We start from the raw sequence: 16,643 nt of genomic DNA, 5'->3' as shown, positions 1-16,643 counted from the left end.
CCCGAACGAATAATGAACGAGAATGGATAAATGCTATTTAGAGTTGCTGATGTAGATTTATCAATAATCAAAGAAAGTATAAATACTTGATGTGATTAGAAATTCAAACCTACTAGCGCCTGACATGATGAAAATCTTTACTCTCAATTCCCAATCGGGAAAACGTTGCATGCTTAAACTATTTGCAATACTATCTCTATTAACGATTCTAAATCAGAAATCGTATAGTCAAACTAAAACTTATGCAAACGTGGTCAGTGCCGTTACCGGAAATTCTTCGGTAGATAATCCTGCCAATGCAATAACACCAGTCCAAACTGATTTTGCTACTGTTAAATCATATGGCGGGCTAGCTTTAGGGGGAGGAGCATATTCAGGAGAATTGGAATTGAGGTTTCCAACTACTCTTACAGCCGGAACAACATCTTACATTAGAATAGATGCTGACGCAACTTTACTAAATCAATTGCTTGGTGGCAATTTAGGCGGTTTACTTGCAGGAGTTGTAGGTGGAGTTGTTTTAGGAGACCACTCTATAGAAGTAGGTGCTCGAAATGCTGCAGGTACAACTGTATTAAGCGGTTCGAGTACGGGCGCATTTACGAGCCAGAATTTACGCTTAGTGAAAGATGCCGACGGCTTTTTTTATTTTGCTTTACGGCCAACGCAAAATTATGATAGGGTATATGTTAGGGACGTAACCCGTGCTTTATTATTGAGTGGACCAAATGAGACAAGAGTTTACAATGCATTTTACACCAGTGGTATTGATCCATGTGCACAGGCATTTGCTACTGGTTTTGAGGGCAGCGGTTTAACTGTAGATGTGTTAGGAGCAGGCAAAGCTGGAGTAACCAATGCCCAATTTGCAATTGATGCCAACACAACCAATTATTCAGAATTGAGTTTAGGCGCACTTGGTGTTGCCGGTTCTATTAGTCAGAATTTCTACTTTAATACAGCAGCAAGTGCAGGAGATGATTTCAATCTAAGACTTAGAGTATCATCGGCATTATTAACAGCAGGTGTGTTAAATAATTTAAATGTTACTGCATTTAATGGCACAAGTCAAGTCTATTCTGCCTCTGCTTCAAATCTATTAAATTTAGATTTGTTGGCATTGCTAAATTCAGGTCAGCCGGTTACAGTACCATTTTCGCCAGGTGTTGCATTTGATAGGGTTCAGGTTACACTTTCATCATTGTTAAATGCTAATTTAACACAAACTATATTTATTTATGGGTTAACCAAATCAGCAGGGCGCCCAACTTTTACTTTGCCTGCAACCAATAGCGTTGCAGCTTGTTACAATACTTCCGCAGCTTTAACTGCAACCACGGCTAGTACTAACGATTTGAGATGGTACGACGCAATAGAAGGCGGAACGGCATTGGCAACAACCGCTTACAACGGCACATATCAAACGCCCGCACTTACTGCCAATAAAGTTTATTATGTAGCAGCCAGAAGATTAGGTTGCATAGATGAATCTGTACGGGTACCAATAACGGTGACCGTAAATCCGGCGATTATTTTTAATACAACAACGCTAGGCAATGCATCTAACGGATTTGCTTATGCAAAGCAAATTGATGCAGCCACAGGCGGAACACCTGGATTTACTTATGCCTTAGCTAGTGGAAATTCTTTACCTGCGGGTTTAAGTTTATCTTCAACAGGATTAATATCAGGAACACCAACAGCCACTGGGGATGCAACATTCTCTATAGTTGCAACTGATACCAAAGGTTGTACAGCAACTGCAAGCTATACCTTAAGCGCTAAGGCAGCACTTACTTTTGCACCCGGCGTTTTGCCAAATGGCGTAACAGGAACACAATACCCAGCTCAGGTTATTCCTGCGGCAACTGGAGGTACCGGACCATATGTTTACAGTGCCATAAATTTACCTCCGGGATTGGCATTTAATGCTACAACAAGAGAATTTACCGGAATCCCAACACAAGTAGGAAACTATAGCATCCCGGTTACGGTAACTGATGCAACAGGAATCAGTGTAACCGCTATTTATACCGTTAAAATAACTGATCCATTGGTTTTGCCTGCTGCAACTTTAGCAAGTGGCATTACCGGGCAGATTTATACCCCACAAACAATTCCATCTGCAACAGGTGGTACCGGACCATATATTTATGCAGCTACTAATTTGCCTCCTGGATTGTCTTTTAATCCGACAACAAAAGAAATTACAGGCACACCTTCTAGCTCAGGTACATTTACATTTCCTGTAACCGTAACGGATGCTGATGGAAAAACTGCAAGTACAAATTATACCATTTCGGTAACCGATCCGCTATTACTTCCATCAGCTACATTGGCGGGTGGTATTGCTGGTACTGCTTACACCACACAAGTATTGCCAGCGGCTACCGGTGGTGTTGGTCCTTATACTTATGTGGCTACTGGTGTGCCACCCGGTTTAACATACGATGCTACAACCAGAGCAATTACCGGAACGCCAACTCAAGCTGGTAACTATACTATTTCGGTTACTGTTACTGATAGTCAGGGTAGAACAGCATCAAATACATATCCTTTAAGTGTAACTGGTGTACTTTCTTTACCAACTGCAAGTTTGCCAAGTGGTGTTGTAGGTAGTGTTTACCCAACACAAACGCTCCCTGCTGTTGCAGGTGGAACGCCACCTTACAATTACATTGCAAGTAATTTGCCTCCGGGATTAAGTTTTAATACCGCAACTCGAGAAATTTCAGGTACGCCAACTTTAGGTGGAACATTTGTAGTTTCGGTAACAGGAACTGATGCAAATGGCAATACTGTAAATTCTGATTATACGATTGTTGTAAATGTAAACCAACCTGTTGTAGCTAGTGCTGCGGTTTGTGCTGGCAGTACTGCTACACTAACAGTTAGTAATTTACAATCTGGCGTAACGTATAACTGGTATGGTTCTACCGGAAGCACGGCTTTAGCAACAAACAGTACCGGAGTTTTTGTAACACCAATTGTAGATGCCCCTATTACTTATTATGCAGAAGCTGTTTCAGGAACAGCGGTAAGCGCTAGAACAGTAGTTAATGTTACTCTAAATCCGGCAGCTAATCCTGCTGTTGTTACCACAAACAATCAGGTGGTTAATGCTGGACAAAGCACTACATTAATTGCTACTGCTGATGCAGGAAATACCATTAAATGGTATGCAGCTGCTACAGGAGGTGCCGAGCTTGCAACAGGTTCTAACTTTACAACTCCGGCACTTACAGCTACCACAACCTATTATGTGGAAACCACAAACGTCAATGGTTGCGTCAGCGCTGGTAGAGTTCCGGTAACAGTTACTGTTATTTCAGGTGGTGGTGCTACAGCTTGTAACGCTGCAAACAGTCAAAATTCTGGAATAACAGGAATATGTTTATTGTGTAACATATCAGGAGCTGGTAACTCAACCGATTCAAATCCAAATAATTTCACCAGAATATCTCTTGCAGTTGGCGTTACTTCAACAGGGTTTCAACAATTAATATTTCCAGCGGTAGGAGCTGCAACCGATAGTATTCGTTTAGATTTAGGTTTGCCAACTGGCTTATTGGATCTATCCGTATTGAGCAACATTACTGTGAATGTAATGAACGGTGCATCAATTGTTTCGAGCTATCCACTTAATTCATCAGTTTTAAATCTTAGGTTACTTGGTGGTACCAGGTTTACCGCAACACTACCTTCGGCAGGAGTTTATGATAGGGTAGAACTACGATTTGGCGGATTGGTATCTGCAATTAGCAGTTTAGATATTTATGGTGCTACCGTAATTTATCCAAATCCAACGATAACAAGTGGTTCACAAACCATCTGTGCCGGAAATACAGCAACACTTTCTGCTACTGCAAATGGCGGAACCAACCTAAAATGGTTTGATGCGCCAACTGGTGGCAACTTATTAAGCAGTGGAGCTTCTTTTACAACACCTGCCTTAACTGCAACAACAACATATTATATCGAAGTAGCCAACGGAACTTGTGCAAATACAACCAGAGTTTCTGTTGTTGTGACGGTAACACCTGCGGTTGCGCAGCCTGTTTTGGCGCCTCTTGCTAATGTGTGTTCAGGTTCACCTGCAACATTAACGGTTAGTAATCCTGATGCTGCCCTAACATACAATTGGTACGCTGCAGCAACTGGTGGTCCAGCCATATTTACTGGAAGCACTTTTGTAACCCCGGCATTAAATGCCAATACAACTTATTACTTAGAAGCTGCAAATGGAAGTTGTTTGAGTGCGAGTAGAGTTGCAGCAGCGATTACCGTAAATCCACGTCCGCTATTACCTACGGTTACAGCATCAGCTACAACCGTAAATTCTGGTCAAACAGCAATATTAACCGCAACTTCGTCAGAAACAGGTGTTACTTTTAACTGGTATGATGCTCAGGCATCTACAACTCCGGTTTTCTCTGGTTCTACCTTCGTAACACCGCCTTTAACAGCAACAACAAGCTATTACGTAGAAACGGTTTCGGCTTCAGGTTGTTCTTCATCTACTCGAGTTCAGGTAACAATCACCGTAAATGGAACAGGTACACCAACACCAATTCCTTGTGAAGTTGCATCAACTCAGGTAAATGGTGTAACAGGAGTTGCTTTACTAGCGGGAGTTTTTAATGCAGGCTTGGCAATAGATAACGATGCACAAACTTCATCATCATTGGTTATGCCTGTAGGCGCCTTAGGTGCCAGCGTTTATCAAACTTTATATTTCGGAAGTTTATCCAATTTAGGTGATACTTTAAGAGTTTTAGTTTCATTACCTCAAAGCTTAGCTTCCGTTGGCGTTTTAAATAACGTTTCTATAACAACATATAATGGTGCGAATTCCAATAATGATGCTACGCTTTTAAATAGCGGATTATTAAACATCAGGTTATTAAATGGCAACACTCAGGCTTTAATTACATTAATTCCCGGTGTTGCATTTGATGGAGCACGGTTAAGTTTAAATTCGGGCGTATTGGGTGCGTTAACATCGGTTAACCTAAATTACATGCAGCGTTCATTACTGGCACCACAAGTTACATCAGCAAATGTTGCTGGCTGCGCAGGTTTAACAAGTACGTTGTCAGTTTTAAATCCAATAAATGGCGTAACTTATCGTTGGTTTGATGCTGCACAAAATGCCTTAACAGATGGACCAACGTACACAACAGCGGCATTAACAGCCGATACAAAATATTATGTAGCAATCGTTTCGGCCTCGGGATGTTTGAGTGCAAAAACAGAAGTGAATGTTGTAGTTCAACCAGCACCTGCAACGCCAGATTATTATCGCCTACCGTTAGCGCATGTGCAGGTACAGCAATATTTTTACAGGTTAAAAATCCGGTTGTTGGCGTTACCTATAAATGGTATGATTCGAACGGAACAAGTGCTGGACCTGATGGCACAACTTTAACTGTTACACCAACAGCCAATACCACTTACACATTAGAAGCTGTAAATAGTTGCGGAACGGCATCAGCAAGAGCAACTGCCACGGTAACTATTGGTGCAAACCCACAAGCTCCGGTTATTACGCCTGCATCGGCCATAATTGTATCTGGAACAAGGGCTGTGTTAAATGCAACATCATCGGTTGCTGGTGCTACAATAAATTGGTATAGTGACGCTAATGCAACAATTCTTGTAAATACTGGCACATCTTTTACAACACCAATACTAAACGCATCTACAACTTATTATGTAACTACAACAGTTCCAGGCTGTGGCACTAGTTCACCTGTATCTGTATTGGTAACCGTAATACCTCCAACCCCAGGAACAGTTGATTGCGGTATTGCAACAATAAGCGCTTTAACAGGTGTTAATGGTGTAATTGTAGGAGCCAGTGTTTTCAACGATGCTTCTGCTGTTGATACAGATGAAAATACGGGTTCTACTTTATTTATTCCGGCAGGGGCTTTAGGAGCATCTGTTTTTCATCGCTTAGGATTTACAGGTGGTTTATCAAATATCGGTGATACCTTGCAAATTAAAATCTCTTCTCCAGGAAAATTATTATCAGCAGCAGTTTTACCAAATTTAACTTTAACCACCTACAATGGTTCGGCAAGCAATAATGATGATGTTACACTTAACAGTCAATTCATACAACTTGATTTAGCTACCGATGGAAGTGAAGCTACTTTATCATTCATTCCAACTGCTCAATTTGATGGCGTAGAATTAAGATTAAGTTCGGGTTTAATTGGTGTTTTAACTTCCGTAGATTTTAATTATGCCAGAAGAATCATAACCAAACCAGAAATCGTTTCTACTGCAGTATCGGCCTGCTTCGGCTCTTCTGCTACATTAAGCGTAAGTAATCCTAAACCAAATATCACTTATAAATGGTACCAAGGCTCGGTTTACACTGGACAAAATGGTGTTAATTTCTTAACAGATGCGACCCTACCCGCCGGAACTTATGATTTCTCTGTAACCGCTACAGACTTGAATGGCTGCGAAAGTCCGAAAGTTGATATAACGGTAACCATAACTTCGCCACCAGCACCACCTGTTCCTGCTACAACAAATTCTGTATCAACCTGTATCAATACTCCGGTTACCTTAGCTGTTCAATCGGTTGCTGGTGTGGTTTACAATTGGTATGATGCAGCAACTTCAGGTAATTTATTGGTGAGCAATAGCAGTAGTTTTGTAACTTCTGCAAATCTGTCGCCAGGCAGTTATACCTATTACGTAGAAGCGGCATCAAGCGGAGGTTGTACAAATGCTACACGCACGCCGGTAAATATTGAGGTTAACCAAAATGCAATTGCTACAGATATCGTAATTTCTGGTAACACAGCATTATGTAATGCGGGTACAACAATCCTAACAGCAAGCAGCACAACAGTTACAAATCCGGTATTTACCTGGTATAGCGATGCATCACTAAGCACTCCGGTTTTTGTTGGTGCAGCATTTACCACTCCACAAATAAATGCGAACGTGACTTATTATGTTACGGTAAGCGGTTCAAATCGTTGTCCAAACCCTATAGGTAATGCGGCCAGCGTATCCATTACCATAAACCCTGTAGCTTTAGCATCAGATATAAATGTTACTGATGCAAGTAGCTTGTGTGCTGGCTCAACAACAACATTAACAGCAACTTCAACTATACTAAATCCAATATTTACCTGGTATAGCGATGCTGCTTTAACCACAGTCGTATCTACAGCACCATCATTTACAATGCCTGCATTATCAACAGCAACAACTTATTATGTAACCGTAAAAGGTAGCAATAGATGTGAAAATACACCAGCAACTGCAAAAGCTGTTGTCATAGATGTTAATCCGCTGTCAACCGCAGCAGATATCAATATTACAGGCTTAAACATCATTTGTAGTAGTGCTACTGCATCATTATCCGCATCATCAGTTACGGTAACCAACCCGGTATTTACCTGGTATAATGATGCGGCATTAACCAGTGTTGCATTTGTTGGCGCATCGTTTACAACACCAGCTTTAACTGCTACAACAACCTATTATGTTACGGTTAGCGGTGATAACAATTGCGCAAATTCTGCAGCAAATGCTAAGACCATCACCGTAACAGTAAAAGATTATGCCACCGCAGCAGATATTACGGTTAATAATGCAAATATTTGTTCAGGTAGCACGGCAACTTTGCTGGCATCGAGTTTAACGGTAACACAACCTGTATTTACCTGGTACAGCGATGCATCATTAACGGTTCCTGTTTTTACCGGACCAACTTACAATGTTGCCGTTTCTGCTACAACTACATTTTATGTAACTGTTAAAGGAACAAATAAATGCGAAAATGCTGCTGCAGATGCAAAAGTGGTAACCATCAATGTAAATCCGCTGGCTACATCAACCGATATTATTGTAGCTGGAAATACGGCAGCTTGTGCTGGTTCTTCAGCTATTCTTACTGCAAGCTCAACCACGGTTACTAACCCAGTGTTTACCTGGTACAGCGATGCATCACTTACAAACATATCTTTTGTGGGCGCTAGTTATACTACACCGGTTTTAAATGCTAACACAACTTATTATGTAACTGTTAAAGGCGATAATAAATGTGAAAACGCATCATCAACTGCAAGAGTGGTTGTAATAACTGTAAATCCTGCTCCTGCAAATCCTGTTGTTTCATCAACTGGTACAACAATTTGTTCAGGTAATACAACTACAATTAATATTCAAAATCCGCAAAATGGCGTAAGCTACGAATTTTATAATGCAGCAACTGGAGGTAACCTTATTTCAACAGGAACGTCATTTACTACACCAGTTCTAAACTCAAACACGAATTACTATATCCAGGCAATTGGAGCAGGTGGTTGTGTAAACGCTGCGGGAAGAACAATGGTTACCATCGTAGTTAATGCTACACCAAATAACCCGGTGGTTGCTACGACTGGCACTGCAATTTGTTCTGGAAATTCAACCACACTTACCGTACAAAATCCTCAAACGGCTGTAACCTACGAATGGTATGATGCTGCAACAGGAGGCAATCTTTTAACAACTGGAAGTACATTTACCACAACTGTTTTAACTGCAAATGTTAATTATTATTTACAAGCGGTAGGAAACGGAGGATGTGTGAATACAGGAGGCAGAACCTTAGTTGCAGTAACTGTTAGTGCGGCACCATCTAATCCTGTAGTTTCATCAGCTGGTACCAACATTTGTTCAGGCAATGCCACTACATTAAACATTCAAAGTCCAGAGGTTGGTGTAACGTACGAATGGTATAATGCGGTAACTGGCGGTAATCTTTTAACAACCGGAACTTCATATACAACTCCTGTATTAACCAATACAGTAAACTATTACATCCAAGCGATAGGCGCAGGCGGTTGTTTTAATGGTGCAGGCAGAACCTTGATTACCGTAACCGTTAATCAACAACCTTTTGTTCCAATAGTTGCGAGTGCTACACAAAACGTATGTTTTGGAAGTGCTGCAAATCTATCAGTAACAAATGCTCAAACTGGTGTAACTTATAATTGGTACACCAGCGCAACCGGAGGTGCAATTGCTGGTTCAGGAAGTACATTTACAACGCCATCATTAACCAATAATGTAACATATTATGTTGAGGGTGTGGCTGGTACATGTATCTCAAGCAACCGAACTGCGGTTAGCATTACGGTTTTACCATTGCCTGTAGCACCACTATTGGTTAGTGCTACAAACGGTACAATCTGCTCTGGAACGACAACTGTATTAAATGTTAATTCACCTGAACCTGGTTTAACTTACAGATGGTATGCAACAAGTACAGGTGGAACCGTATTAGGACAAGGAACTACGTTTACAACACCGTCGCTAAGTGCTAACACAACATTTTATGTAGAGAGCTTTAGTTCAGCAGGTTGCGTAAGTGCAGTAAGAACGCCAGTAATCGTTACCGTTTTGCCAGTTTTATCTATACCAGTTGTTCGGGTAGAAACCACTACACCTGCAAGTGTAACATTTAGTTGGAATGCTATTTCTGGTGCAACAGGCTATGAAGTTTCGCTTACTAATGGCGCAACATGGCAAGCACCTTCCAACGGGACGAACGCAACCAGCCATTTAATTATTGGCTTAAAACCAGACCAAGCCGTTACCTTAATCGTTCGTGCTTTGGGACAGATTGGTTGTCAAACCAGCGCCAATTCAACCCCTGTAACTGGAAAAGCTTCTAATCCGATTGGAAACGACATCTACATTCCAAACATATTTAGTCCTAATAACGATGGTAAGAATGATATCTTCTTGGTTTACGGAACTACAATAGCCGCTGTAAAAATGAATGTGTACACCCAATGGGGTCAATTGATTTATCAAGTAAATTCTACCACTACAGGTTGGGATGGAACTTACAAAGGTGTTCCTCAGCCAAACGGTGTGTATGTATATATGATTGAAATAGAATCGACAGATGGCACCAAGGTGATGAAAAAAGGTACAATAACCTTAATCCGATAATTAACAGATAATATACCGCTATAAATTACATCTTATGAAAATGCTAAAACCTCTAAAAATATGTGTTGCAATGCTGATATTCAGCTTTGCAACACTAAACCTGAAAGCACAAACCGATCCTCATTTCTCTCAATATTATGCCTATCCGTTATGGTTAAACCCGGCTTTAACAGGTGTTATCGATGGCGATTACCGGGCATCAGTAAATTTTAAACAACAGTGGGGTGCAATCTCCAATTCATTTTTAACAGGTGGGGCTTCTTTTGATTTGGCACCAAAAAAGAACTTTGCTTTTGGTGCTACGATTTTAAATCAAAGGGCAGGCGAACTCGATTTTAATTATTTAACAGCATTGGTTTCTGGTTCTTATCGGTTACGCTTTGGCTTAGAAGGTTTACAAATGATAAGTTTTGGATTGCAAGCCGGGTTCGTAAATAGGAGTTTCGATTTATCGCAAGGCAGGTTTGGCAACCAGTTTAATCCAATTACAGGTTATGATGGTGGCATGATTAGCGGCGAAAGCTTTTCATCAACTTCATCATTTGTGCCAGATGTAAATGCTGGTATTATGTACTTTGATGGTAATCCAAATCAAAATGTCAATGTATTTGTGGGTGCAAGTGCAGCACATTTAAACCGTCCGATAGAGCGATTTTCTGAAAATAGTACCCGTACTCCAATCCGTTTTACGGCGCATGGTGGTGCCAGAATCCGAGCTTCTGAAATGCTGGATATTGTTCCGAATGCTTTGGTAATGTATCAGGGCAATACAAATGAAGTTTCTGTTGGTGCTTATGCTCAGTTTATGGTTAACAACCAATCAAATATCCTTTTCGGAGGTAATTACAGGGTTAAAGATGCTGCAATTGCTTTTGTAGGCTTACAATTTAAAAATATGGTTATAGGCCTAAGTTACGATGTAAATACATCAACACTTCAGCGGGCATCCAATAGTAATGGTGGTTTAGAATTATCCATTTCACTTATTGGTCGCAACGGTATTATCGGTCCTAACTTTTTCTGTCCTCGTTTATAATTTTTTAGCTATGAAAAAATTAATCCTCTTTTTAATTTTAGCTACAGCAATTACTGCTGAAGCTCAATACGTTGTTAATTATAAAAAAGTAGCCGATGCTTATTTTCAAAGTAAAGATTATTATGCCGCTTCAACATTTTATAAAAAGGCTTTAAAAATTACAGCAGATAGTAGCCAGGTTGTTTTGCCTTATGGTAAAGATAAAAAATTGGGCAGCGAAGAAAAGGTAATTGAAGATTATGAAGGCTCACTTTATAACCTTGCCGAAGCAAGTCGGATGTACCGCGATTTTACAGAAGCTGAGAAATATTACGAGGTAGCCAGCACTTTTAGCAATCCTAAATATTATAAATCCTTGTTTTACTATGCCGAAAGTTTAAGGGCAAATAAAAAATTTCCACAGGCAATTGCTGCTTTTGAAAAATTTATTACCAATAACAAAACTGATGGATTGGTAAAAACAGCAAATTTAGAAGTGCTGTCATGTAAATTCGCCATGAAAGAAATGCGTTTCCCGAGGCTGGTTCAAATTAAAAAAGTGCCTTCAGAAATTAACGGATTAGGTTCTAATTACGCTCCGATTAAACAAGGCAGTTCATTTTATTTTACTTCTTCAAGGCCAGTTGCGGTTTCAGGTAAGCCCGATGTGGTTAAGGTGGTAAAAGGCGAATCACCAATTTCTACTAAGGCCAATCCATTTATGAATAACCTTTATAGTTCGAGCTCAAATTTTCAGGATGATAAAGTTAATGTTAAGAAGATCGATTTCAATTTACAAAATGATATGGAATTTGCTGCGGTAAGTTTTAATCCTGAAGGTAATGTTGCTTATTTTACGGCCTGGAAAGGGCAAGAAAAATATTCTATTTATTCTGCTAGTAAAACAGATGATAAATGGTCGATTCCGCAATCTGTAGGTTTACAGGTTAATAGTAAAGATTTTAACGCTGCACAACCTTTTGTAACCAGCGATGGTAAATTTTTGATATTCTCATCTGATAGAATGGGCGGTTATGGAAAATACGATTTGTGGTATGCTGCCATAAGAAGTGATGGTACAATTGGTCAGGCGGTAAATTTAGGTCCTGAGATTAATAGCGAAGCCGATGAAAAGGCGCCTTACTATAACACGATTACTAAAAAATTAATATTCAGTACAGATGGTAGAATTGGTTTTGGTGGAATGGATTTTTACGAATCGGAGGGTGATTTAATTAACTGGACAACACCCAAAAACATGGGTTATCCTTTTAATTCATCCAAAGATGATGTGTATTTCACGCCGATAAATGCCGATGCCAGCAAAGGTTACATCAGTTCGGATAGAGAATCTGCTTGTTGCCTGGAAATTTTTGAAGTGAAAAGGGAATATATTTCTGTATCTGGCATCATTACCGATTGTAAAACCAAAAAGCCATTGGATGGGGTTTTGGTAAAAATGAACGACCAGGAAAATGATTATATTTTTACAACCAATAATACAGGAAAATACGATTTTAAAATGGATAGCCGAAGACCAGTAAAGCTAAACATGACCAAAGAAAATTATTTTGCCTTAAACAAAAGCTATGCATATGAGGAAATTGCTAAAGCTGACACTTTAATGTATGCTGATTATTGTATCAATGCCTTTAAAATAAATGTACCAATCGTATTGGATAACATTTATTATGAATTTAATAGTGCAGAATTAACAGAATCGTCTAAAAAAGTTCTTGATGCTTTAGCATTAATTTTAGATGATAACCCTGAAATGGAAATAGAACTTGGAGCCCATACAGATGATGTCGGAACCGATGTTTACAATCAGGAATTATCAGAAAGAAGGGCGAAATCTTGCGTTGATTATTTGGTAAGTAAGAATATTTCGCAAAACCGATTGGCCTCCAAAGGTTATGGCGAAAGTATGCCGATTGCCCCAAATAAACTTAAAAGGGGGAAGGATAATCCCGAAGGCAGAGCAAAAAATAGAAGAACAGAATTTAAAGTAACTAAGAAATAGCGTTTATTATATTGGTTTAGTTGAGGTAGGAGATTGAGAGCTCCTGCCTTTTTTTTTATTAATAGAATAGTTCAAATACTTTATTCCGTGATTTCTGTGTTTGTGTAGCAATCATAATGTGTTTTTTTGGAAATTTACGTTCAGTAATTCTTTTGGTTTTTCAGTCCTGCTTTTCGTTTCAAGTCCGCTCCCGATGAAAAATCGGGATTGCGGGCTTTACACTGCAATCAGGTTTATTTAACAAAGTATGCTGCTTTTTGGTATTCTCTAATTCGTCATTCCTCAAATTATGGAGAATCTTGAAACGATAGTTCAAACGCTCTATTCTGTGATTTCTGTGTTTCTATGGCAATCTAAATATATTTTTTTGGAAACTTACGTTCAGTAATTCTTTTGGTTTTTCAGTCCTGCTTTTCGTTTCAAGTCCGCTCCCGATGAAAAATCGGGATTGCGGGCTTTACACTGCAACCAGGTTTATTTAACAAAGTATGCTGCTTTTTGGTGTTCCCTAATTCGTCATTCCTCAAATTATGGAGAATCTTGAAACGATAGTGCAAACGCAATAATCTGTGAATTCCGTGTTTCTATGGCAAGCTTAATGTATTTTTTTGGAAATTTACGTTCAGCAATTCTTTTGGTTTTTCAGTCCTGCTTTTCGTTTCAAGTCCGCTCCCGATGAAAAATCGGGATTGCGGGCTTACACTGCAATCAGGTTTATTTAACAAAGTAAGCTTCTTTTTGGTGTTTTCTCAGTTCCTCATTCCTCAAATTATGGAGAATCTTAAAACGATAGTGCAAACGCAATATTCTGTGAATTCTGTGTTTCTGTGGCAATCTAAATAATAGTAAACGCTACATTTATTTATTCCATTTAAAACTATTTTGTGTATTGCTGGTTTTTTGATGAGATTTGAACTGATTTAAATATTTCGTTTTAAATTTGAATTCTATTTTACAACCTTAATAATAAATATGGCATCAGGTTTTTTTGCAATTTTAGATGATATCGCAGCTTTAATGGATGATGTGGCCGTAACGGCCAAAATTGCTACACGAAAAACCGCAGGAATTTTGGGCGATGATTTAGCCGTAAATGCAGAAAAAGCTACAGGTTTTCTATCATCACGAGAGTTACCAGTTTTATGGGCTATCACAAAAGGTTCACTTATAAACAAATTGATTATTGTTCCAGTTGCCTTACTGTTAAATTCTTTTTTTCCCGTTGCCATTACCTATATTTTAATTTTAGGTGGATTTTATTTGGCCTTTGAAGGTGTAGAAAAAATTGTAGAATACTTTTTTCATCGTTCTGTAGTTCCTAAAACAGCAGAGAAAGTTATTGTGGAAAATGATGCTGAAAACGAAAAAGCTAAAATCAAATCTGCCGTCACTACCGATTTTATACTGTCGGTAGAAATTGTAATTATTGCTCTAGGAACCGTTCTAGATAAAAGTTTGACCTTACAAATTTTAACCGTTTCGGTTGTTGCATTATTGGCAACCATTGGTGTTTATGGCATTGTTGCACTTATTGTTAGAATGGATGATGCCGGACAAAACCTAATAAAGCGTTCGGGCGATAAAGGTTTTTTTGGTTCTCTTGGAAATTTATTGGTAAAATCTTTACCTGTGATAATCAGGATTTTAAGTATAGGAGGTACAATAGCTTTAATATTGGTTGCAGGCGGTATTTTCGTGCACAACGTAGCCTACATTCATGATCTGTATCCAAACGTAGCTTCAATAATAAAAGAATTTGTTGTTGGTTTATTAGCGGGTTTGGTTGCCCTAGGAATTATTACATTAGTTAAAAAAGTTATTTCTTTATTTAAAAAATAATTGATGCCTTGCGGTGCTGAACCGTAAGATTATTGATATGTCTGCATAATTTATAGTTTTTGCAAATCAAATGGTTATCTTCAATTTGCTAATTCCCTGAGGGTTTTAGCATAAATCATCTAACCGATTAACATTTTTGCAATTCAATTACCCCAATCAGATTATGAGATTCAAAAACTTATTAATAATTGCGTTTACATTATTGCTCGTTTACAGCTTCACCTTAAAAAATATGCAAAAACCACAATTGGGCATCTCAGCTGGTTTAGATAGAGATAGCCTGGTTTACGCATCTGGTTTTAGAATGCTTGGTGAATCTGTTAGAAAGATGCTGGCTCCATCATTAACCGGTGAGCAATTCGAACAAAATTTATCTCTGATAAAAGCGGCAAAATGTAAGGTAATGATGTGTAACCTGTTTTTTCCTGGCACACTAAAAATCGCCGGACCAGATGTGGATGAGAAAAAAGTTTTAGCTTATGCTGATTCAGTTCTTAATAGGGCAGGGCAAGCTGGAGTAAAAATTATTGTATTGGGTAGCGGTGGTTCCAGAAATATTCCCGAAGGTTACGATTTACAAAAGGCAGAAACTAGCTTTGTCAATTTAGCTAAAAAGCTAGGTGCTATAGCAAAAAAATACAATGTTACCATTGTGCTCGAAAACCTGGAAACCACAGAAACAAATTTTATTACTTCCTTAAAATCAGCTGCATCTATTGTAAAACGAGTTAACGACCCTAATTTCAGATTGAATGCAGATATTTTCCACATGATGCGTGAAGGCGAATTGCCAAATGAAATTGTTGCTGCCGGGAAATTATTGGCTTTTTGCGAAATAGCCGAAAAAGAAAAAAGAACATTGCCAGGTGTTATGGGCGATGATTTTAAACCTTATTTGAGCGCATTAAAGAAAGCTAATTATAGCGGTTATATTTTTATAGAAGGAAATATTGGTAATGCAGAAGTAGAAATTCCTAAAGCTTTTAATTACCTCACCAAACAAATTGATGAGGTATATTAAATCAGTAACATTCAAATATTAGCTAAAAGATTCAATTTTAGAATCTAATAGGTTTTTAATTGTTAAAAGCATATTATCTAACTTATACGGTTTGCCCATTATTGCATCGGCATTACAGATAATTTCTCCAATTACGTCGTATTCTAAGCCAGTTAATAAGATTATCGGAATGTGTTTAGTATTTTCTGATTCTTTAATTTGATTGCACAGAATTCTTCCATCAGCTTTGTTCAGTTTAATATCCATAATAATTAAATCGGGATTAAATTCTGCTATCGATGGGAATATCATTTCAGTTAAATGAACGCTTTTAACGTTATAGCCTTCATTATCTAACATTGAATTTATAACTTCTAAGGTAAGAATGTCATCATCAATGACCAGTATTTTTTTGTTCATGATTCTTTAACAATTAAGATGAAGATTTGTTGTAAAATACTTAAAATTAAGTATTTAAAATCTGTTTTCGCTCAAAATCCGTATATATACTCGTTTTATTATAATCATTCCTCTATTTAAGCTTTCATGCTATGGTACTTAATAATGATGTAACGACAATTAAATTAAATTCACTTCAAATTGGTGATTTTATTGAGCACAAAAGTGGCTCAAAAGGTATTATTGAGCAAATAAATGTTTATAAAACTGAAACATCGGTCGAATATTATTTTCAATTGTTTGATGGAAAAGGTATTGTGTTGGTTGTCAAGCAGAAAGAAACTAAATAATTAATCTAATCTAACCATTTAATGCTGTTGCAACTTCTTATT

General features: G+C 38.4%; 8 protein-coding genes. 7 read left to right on the top strand and 1 reads right to left on the bottom strand.

Going from position 1 to position 16,643, the window contains the following annotated elements; genetic code table 11:
- Positions 1–169: 169 nt before the first annotated feature.
- The 6 genes from D7004_RS01905 (at position 170) to D7004_RS01880 (ending at position 15,873) form a co-directional block, all read left to right on the top strand.
- Entirely contained in the window at positions 170–5,428 is a 5,259-nt protein-coding gene (locus D7004_RS01905) for an Ig-like domain-containing protein (RefSeq protein ID WP_167459371.1), read from the top strand.
- On the top strand, positions 5,335–9,975 hold the full coding sequence (locus tag D7004_RS20925) for an Ig-like domain-containing protein (RefSeq protein WP_244214219.1): 4,641 nt from the start codon (positions 5,335–5,337) through the stop codon (positions 9,973–9,975). Before D7004_RS01905 ends, D7004_RS20925 begins: the two co-directional genes overlap by 94 nt.
- A gap of 34 nt (positions 9,976–10,009) precedes the next feature.
- Entirely contained in the window at positions 10,010–11,011 is a 1,002-nt protein-coding gene (locus D7004_RS01895; protein ID WP_123204179.1) for a PorP/SprF family type IX secretion system membrane protein, read from the top strand.
- 10 nt (positions 11,012–11,021) lie between these two features.
- Positions 11,022–13,013: an OmpA family protein gene (locus D7004_RS01890; RefSeq protein WP_123204178.1), complete on the top strand. Its 1,992-nt coding sequence runs from the start codon at positions 11,022–11,024 to the stop codon at positions 13,011–13,013.
- A gap of 972 nt (positions 13,014–13,985) precedes the next feature.
- Positions 13,986–14,852: a DUF808 domain-containing protein gene (locus D7004_RS01885; protein WP_123204177.1), complete on the top strand. Its 867-nt coding sequence runs from the start codon at positions 13,986–13,988 to the stop codon at positions 14,850–14,852.
- Between the two features lie 232 nt (positions 14,853–15,084).
- On the top strand, positions 15,085–15,873 hold the full coding sequence (locus tag D7004_RS01880) for a sugar phosphate isomerase/epimerase family protein (RefSeq protein WP_167459370.1): 789 nt from the start codon (positions 15,085–15,087) through the stop codon (positions 15,871–15,873).
- Between the two features lie 18 nt (positions 15,874–15,891).
- Here the strand turns inward: D7004_RS01880 and D7004_RS01875 are convergent, their stop codons facing one another.
- On the bottom strand, positions 15,892–16,272 hold the full coding sequence (locus D7004_RS01875) for a response regulator (protein WP_123204175.1): 381 nt from the start codon (positions 16,270–16,272) through the stop codon (positions 15,892–15,894).
- Between the two features lie 131 nt (positions 16,273–16,403).
- Here D7004_RS01875 and D7004_RS01870 point away from each other — a divergent pair, with 131 nt between their 5' ends.
- The gene (locus tag D7004_RS01870; protein ID WP_123204174.1) at positions 16,404–16,601 is read left to right on the top strand and encodes a hypothetical protein; all 198 of its coding nucleotides are present in this window, start codon (positions 16,404–16,406) and stop codon (positions 16,599–16,601) included.
- Positions 16,602–16,643: the final 42 nt, after the last annotated feature.

Origin of the sequence: Pedobacter jejuensis (assembly GCF_003725795.1) — a bacterium.
GTDB classification, from domain to species: Bacteria; Bacteroidota; Bacteroidia; order Sphingobacteriales; family Sphingobacteriaceae; genus Pedobacter; species Pedobacter jejuensis.
The sequence above is the reverse complement of the archived record's forward strand: the minus strand, read 5'-3'. Positions and strand labels throughout refer to the sequence as shown.

Bases quoted from the DNA above. Each gene is read 5' to 3' on its own strand.
- D7004_RS01905 (WP_167459371.1), top strand. From the start codon at position 170: ATGCTTAAACTATTTGCAATACTATCTCTATTAACGATTCTAAATCAG.
- D7004_RS01895 (WP_123204179.1), top strand. From the start codon at position 10,010: ATGAAAATGCTAAAACCTCTAAAAATATGTGTTGCAATGCTGATATTC.
- D7004_RS01890 (WP_123204178.1), top strand. From the start codon at position 11,022: ATGAAAAAATTAATCCTCTTTTTAATTTTAGCTACAGCAATTACTGCT.
- D7004_RS01885 (WP_123204177.1), top strand. From the start codon at position 13,986: ATGGCATCAGGTTTTTTTGCAATTTTAGATGATATCGCAGCTTTAATG.
- D7004_RS01880 (WP_167459370.1), top strand. From the start codon at position 15,085: ATGCAAAAACCACAATTGGGCATCTCAGCTGGTTTAGATAGAGATAGC.
- D7004_RS01875 (WP_123204175.1), bottom strand. From the start codon at position 16,272: ATGAACAAAAAAATACTGGTCATTGATGATGACATTCTTACCTTAGAA.
- D7004_RS01870 (WP_123204174.1), top strand. From the start codon at position 16,404: ATGGTACTTAATAATGATGTAACGACAATTAAATTAAATTCACTTCAA.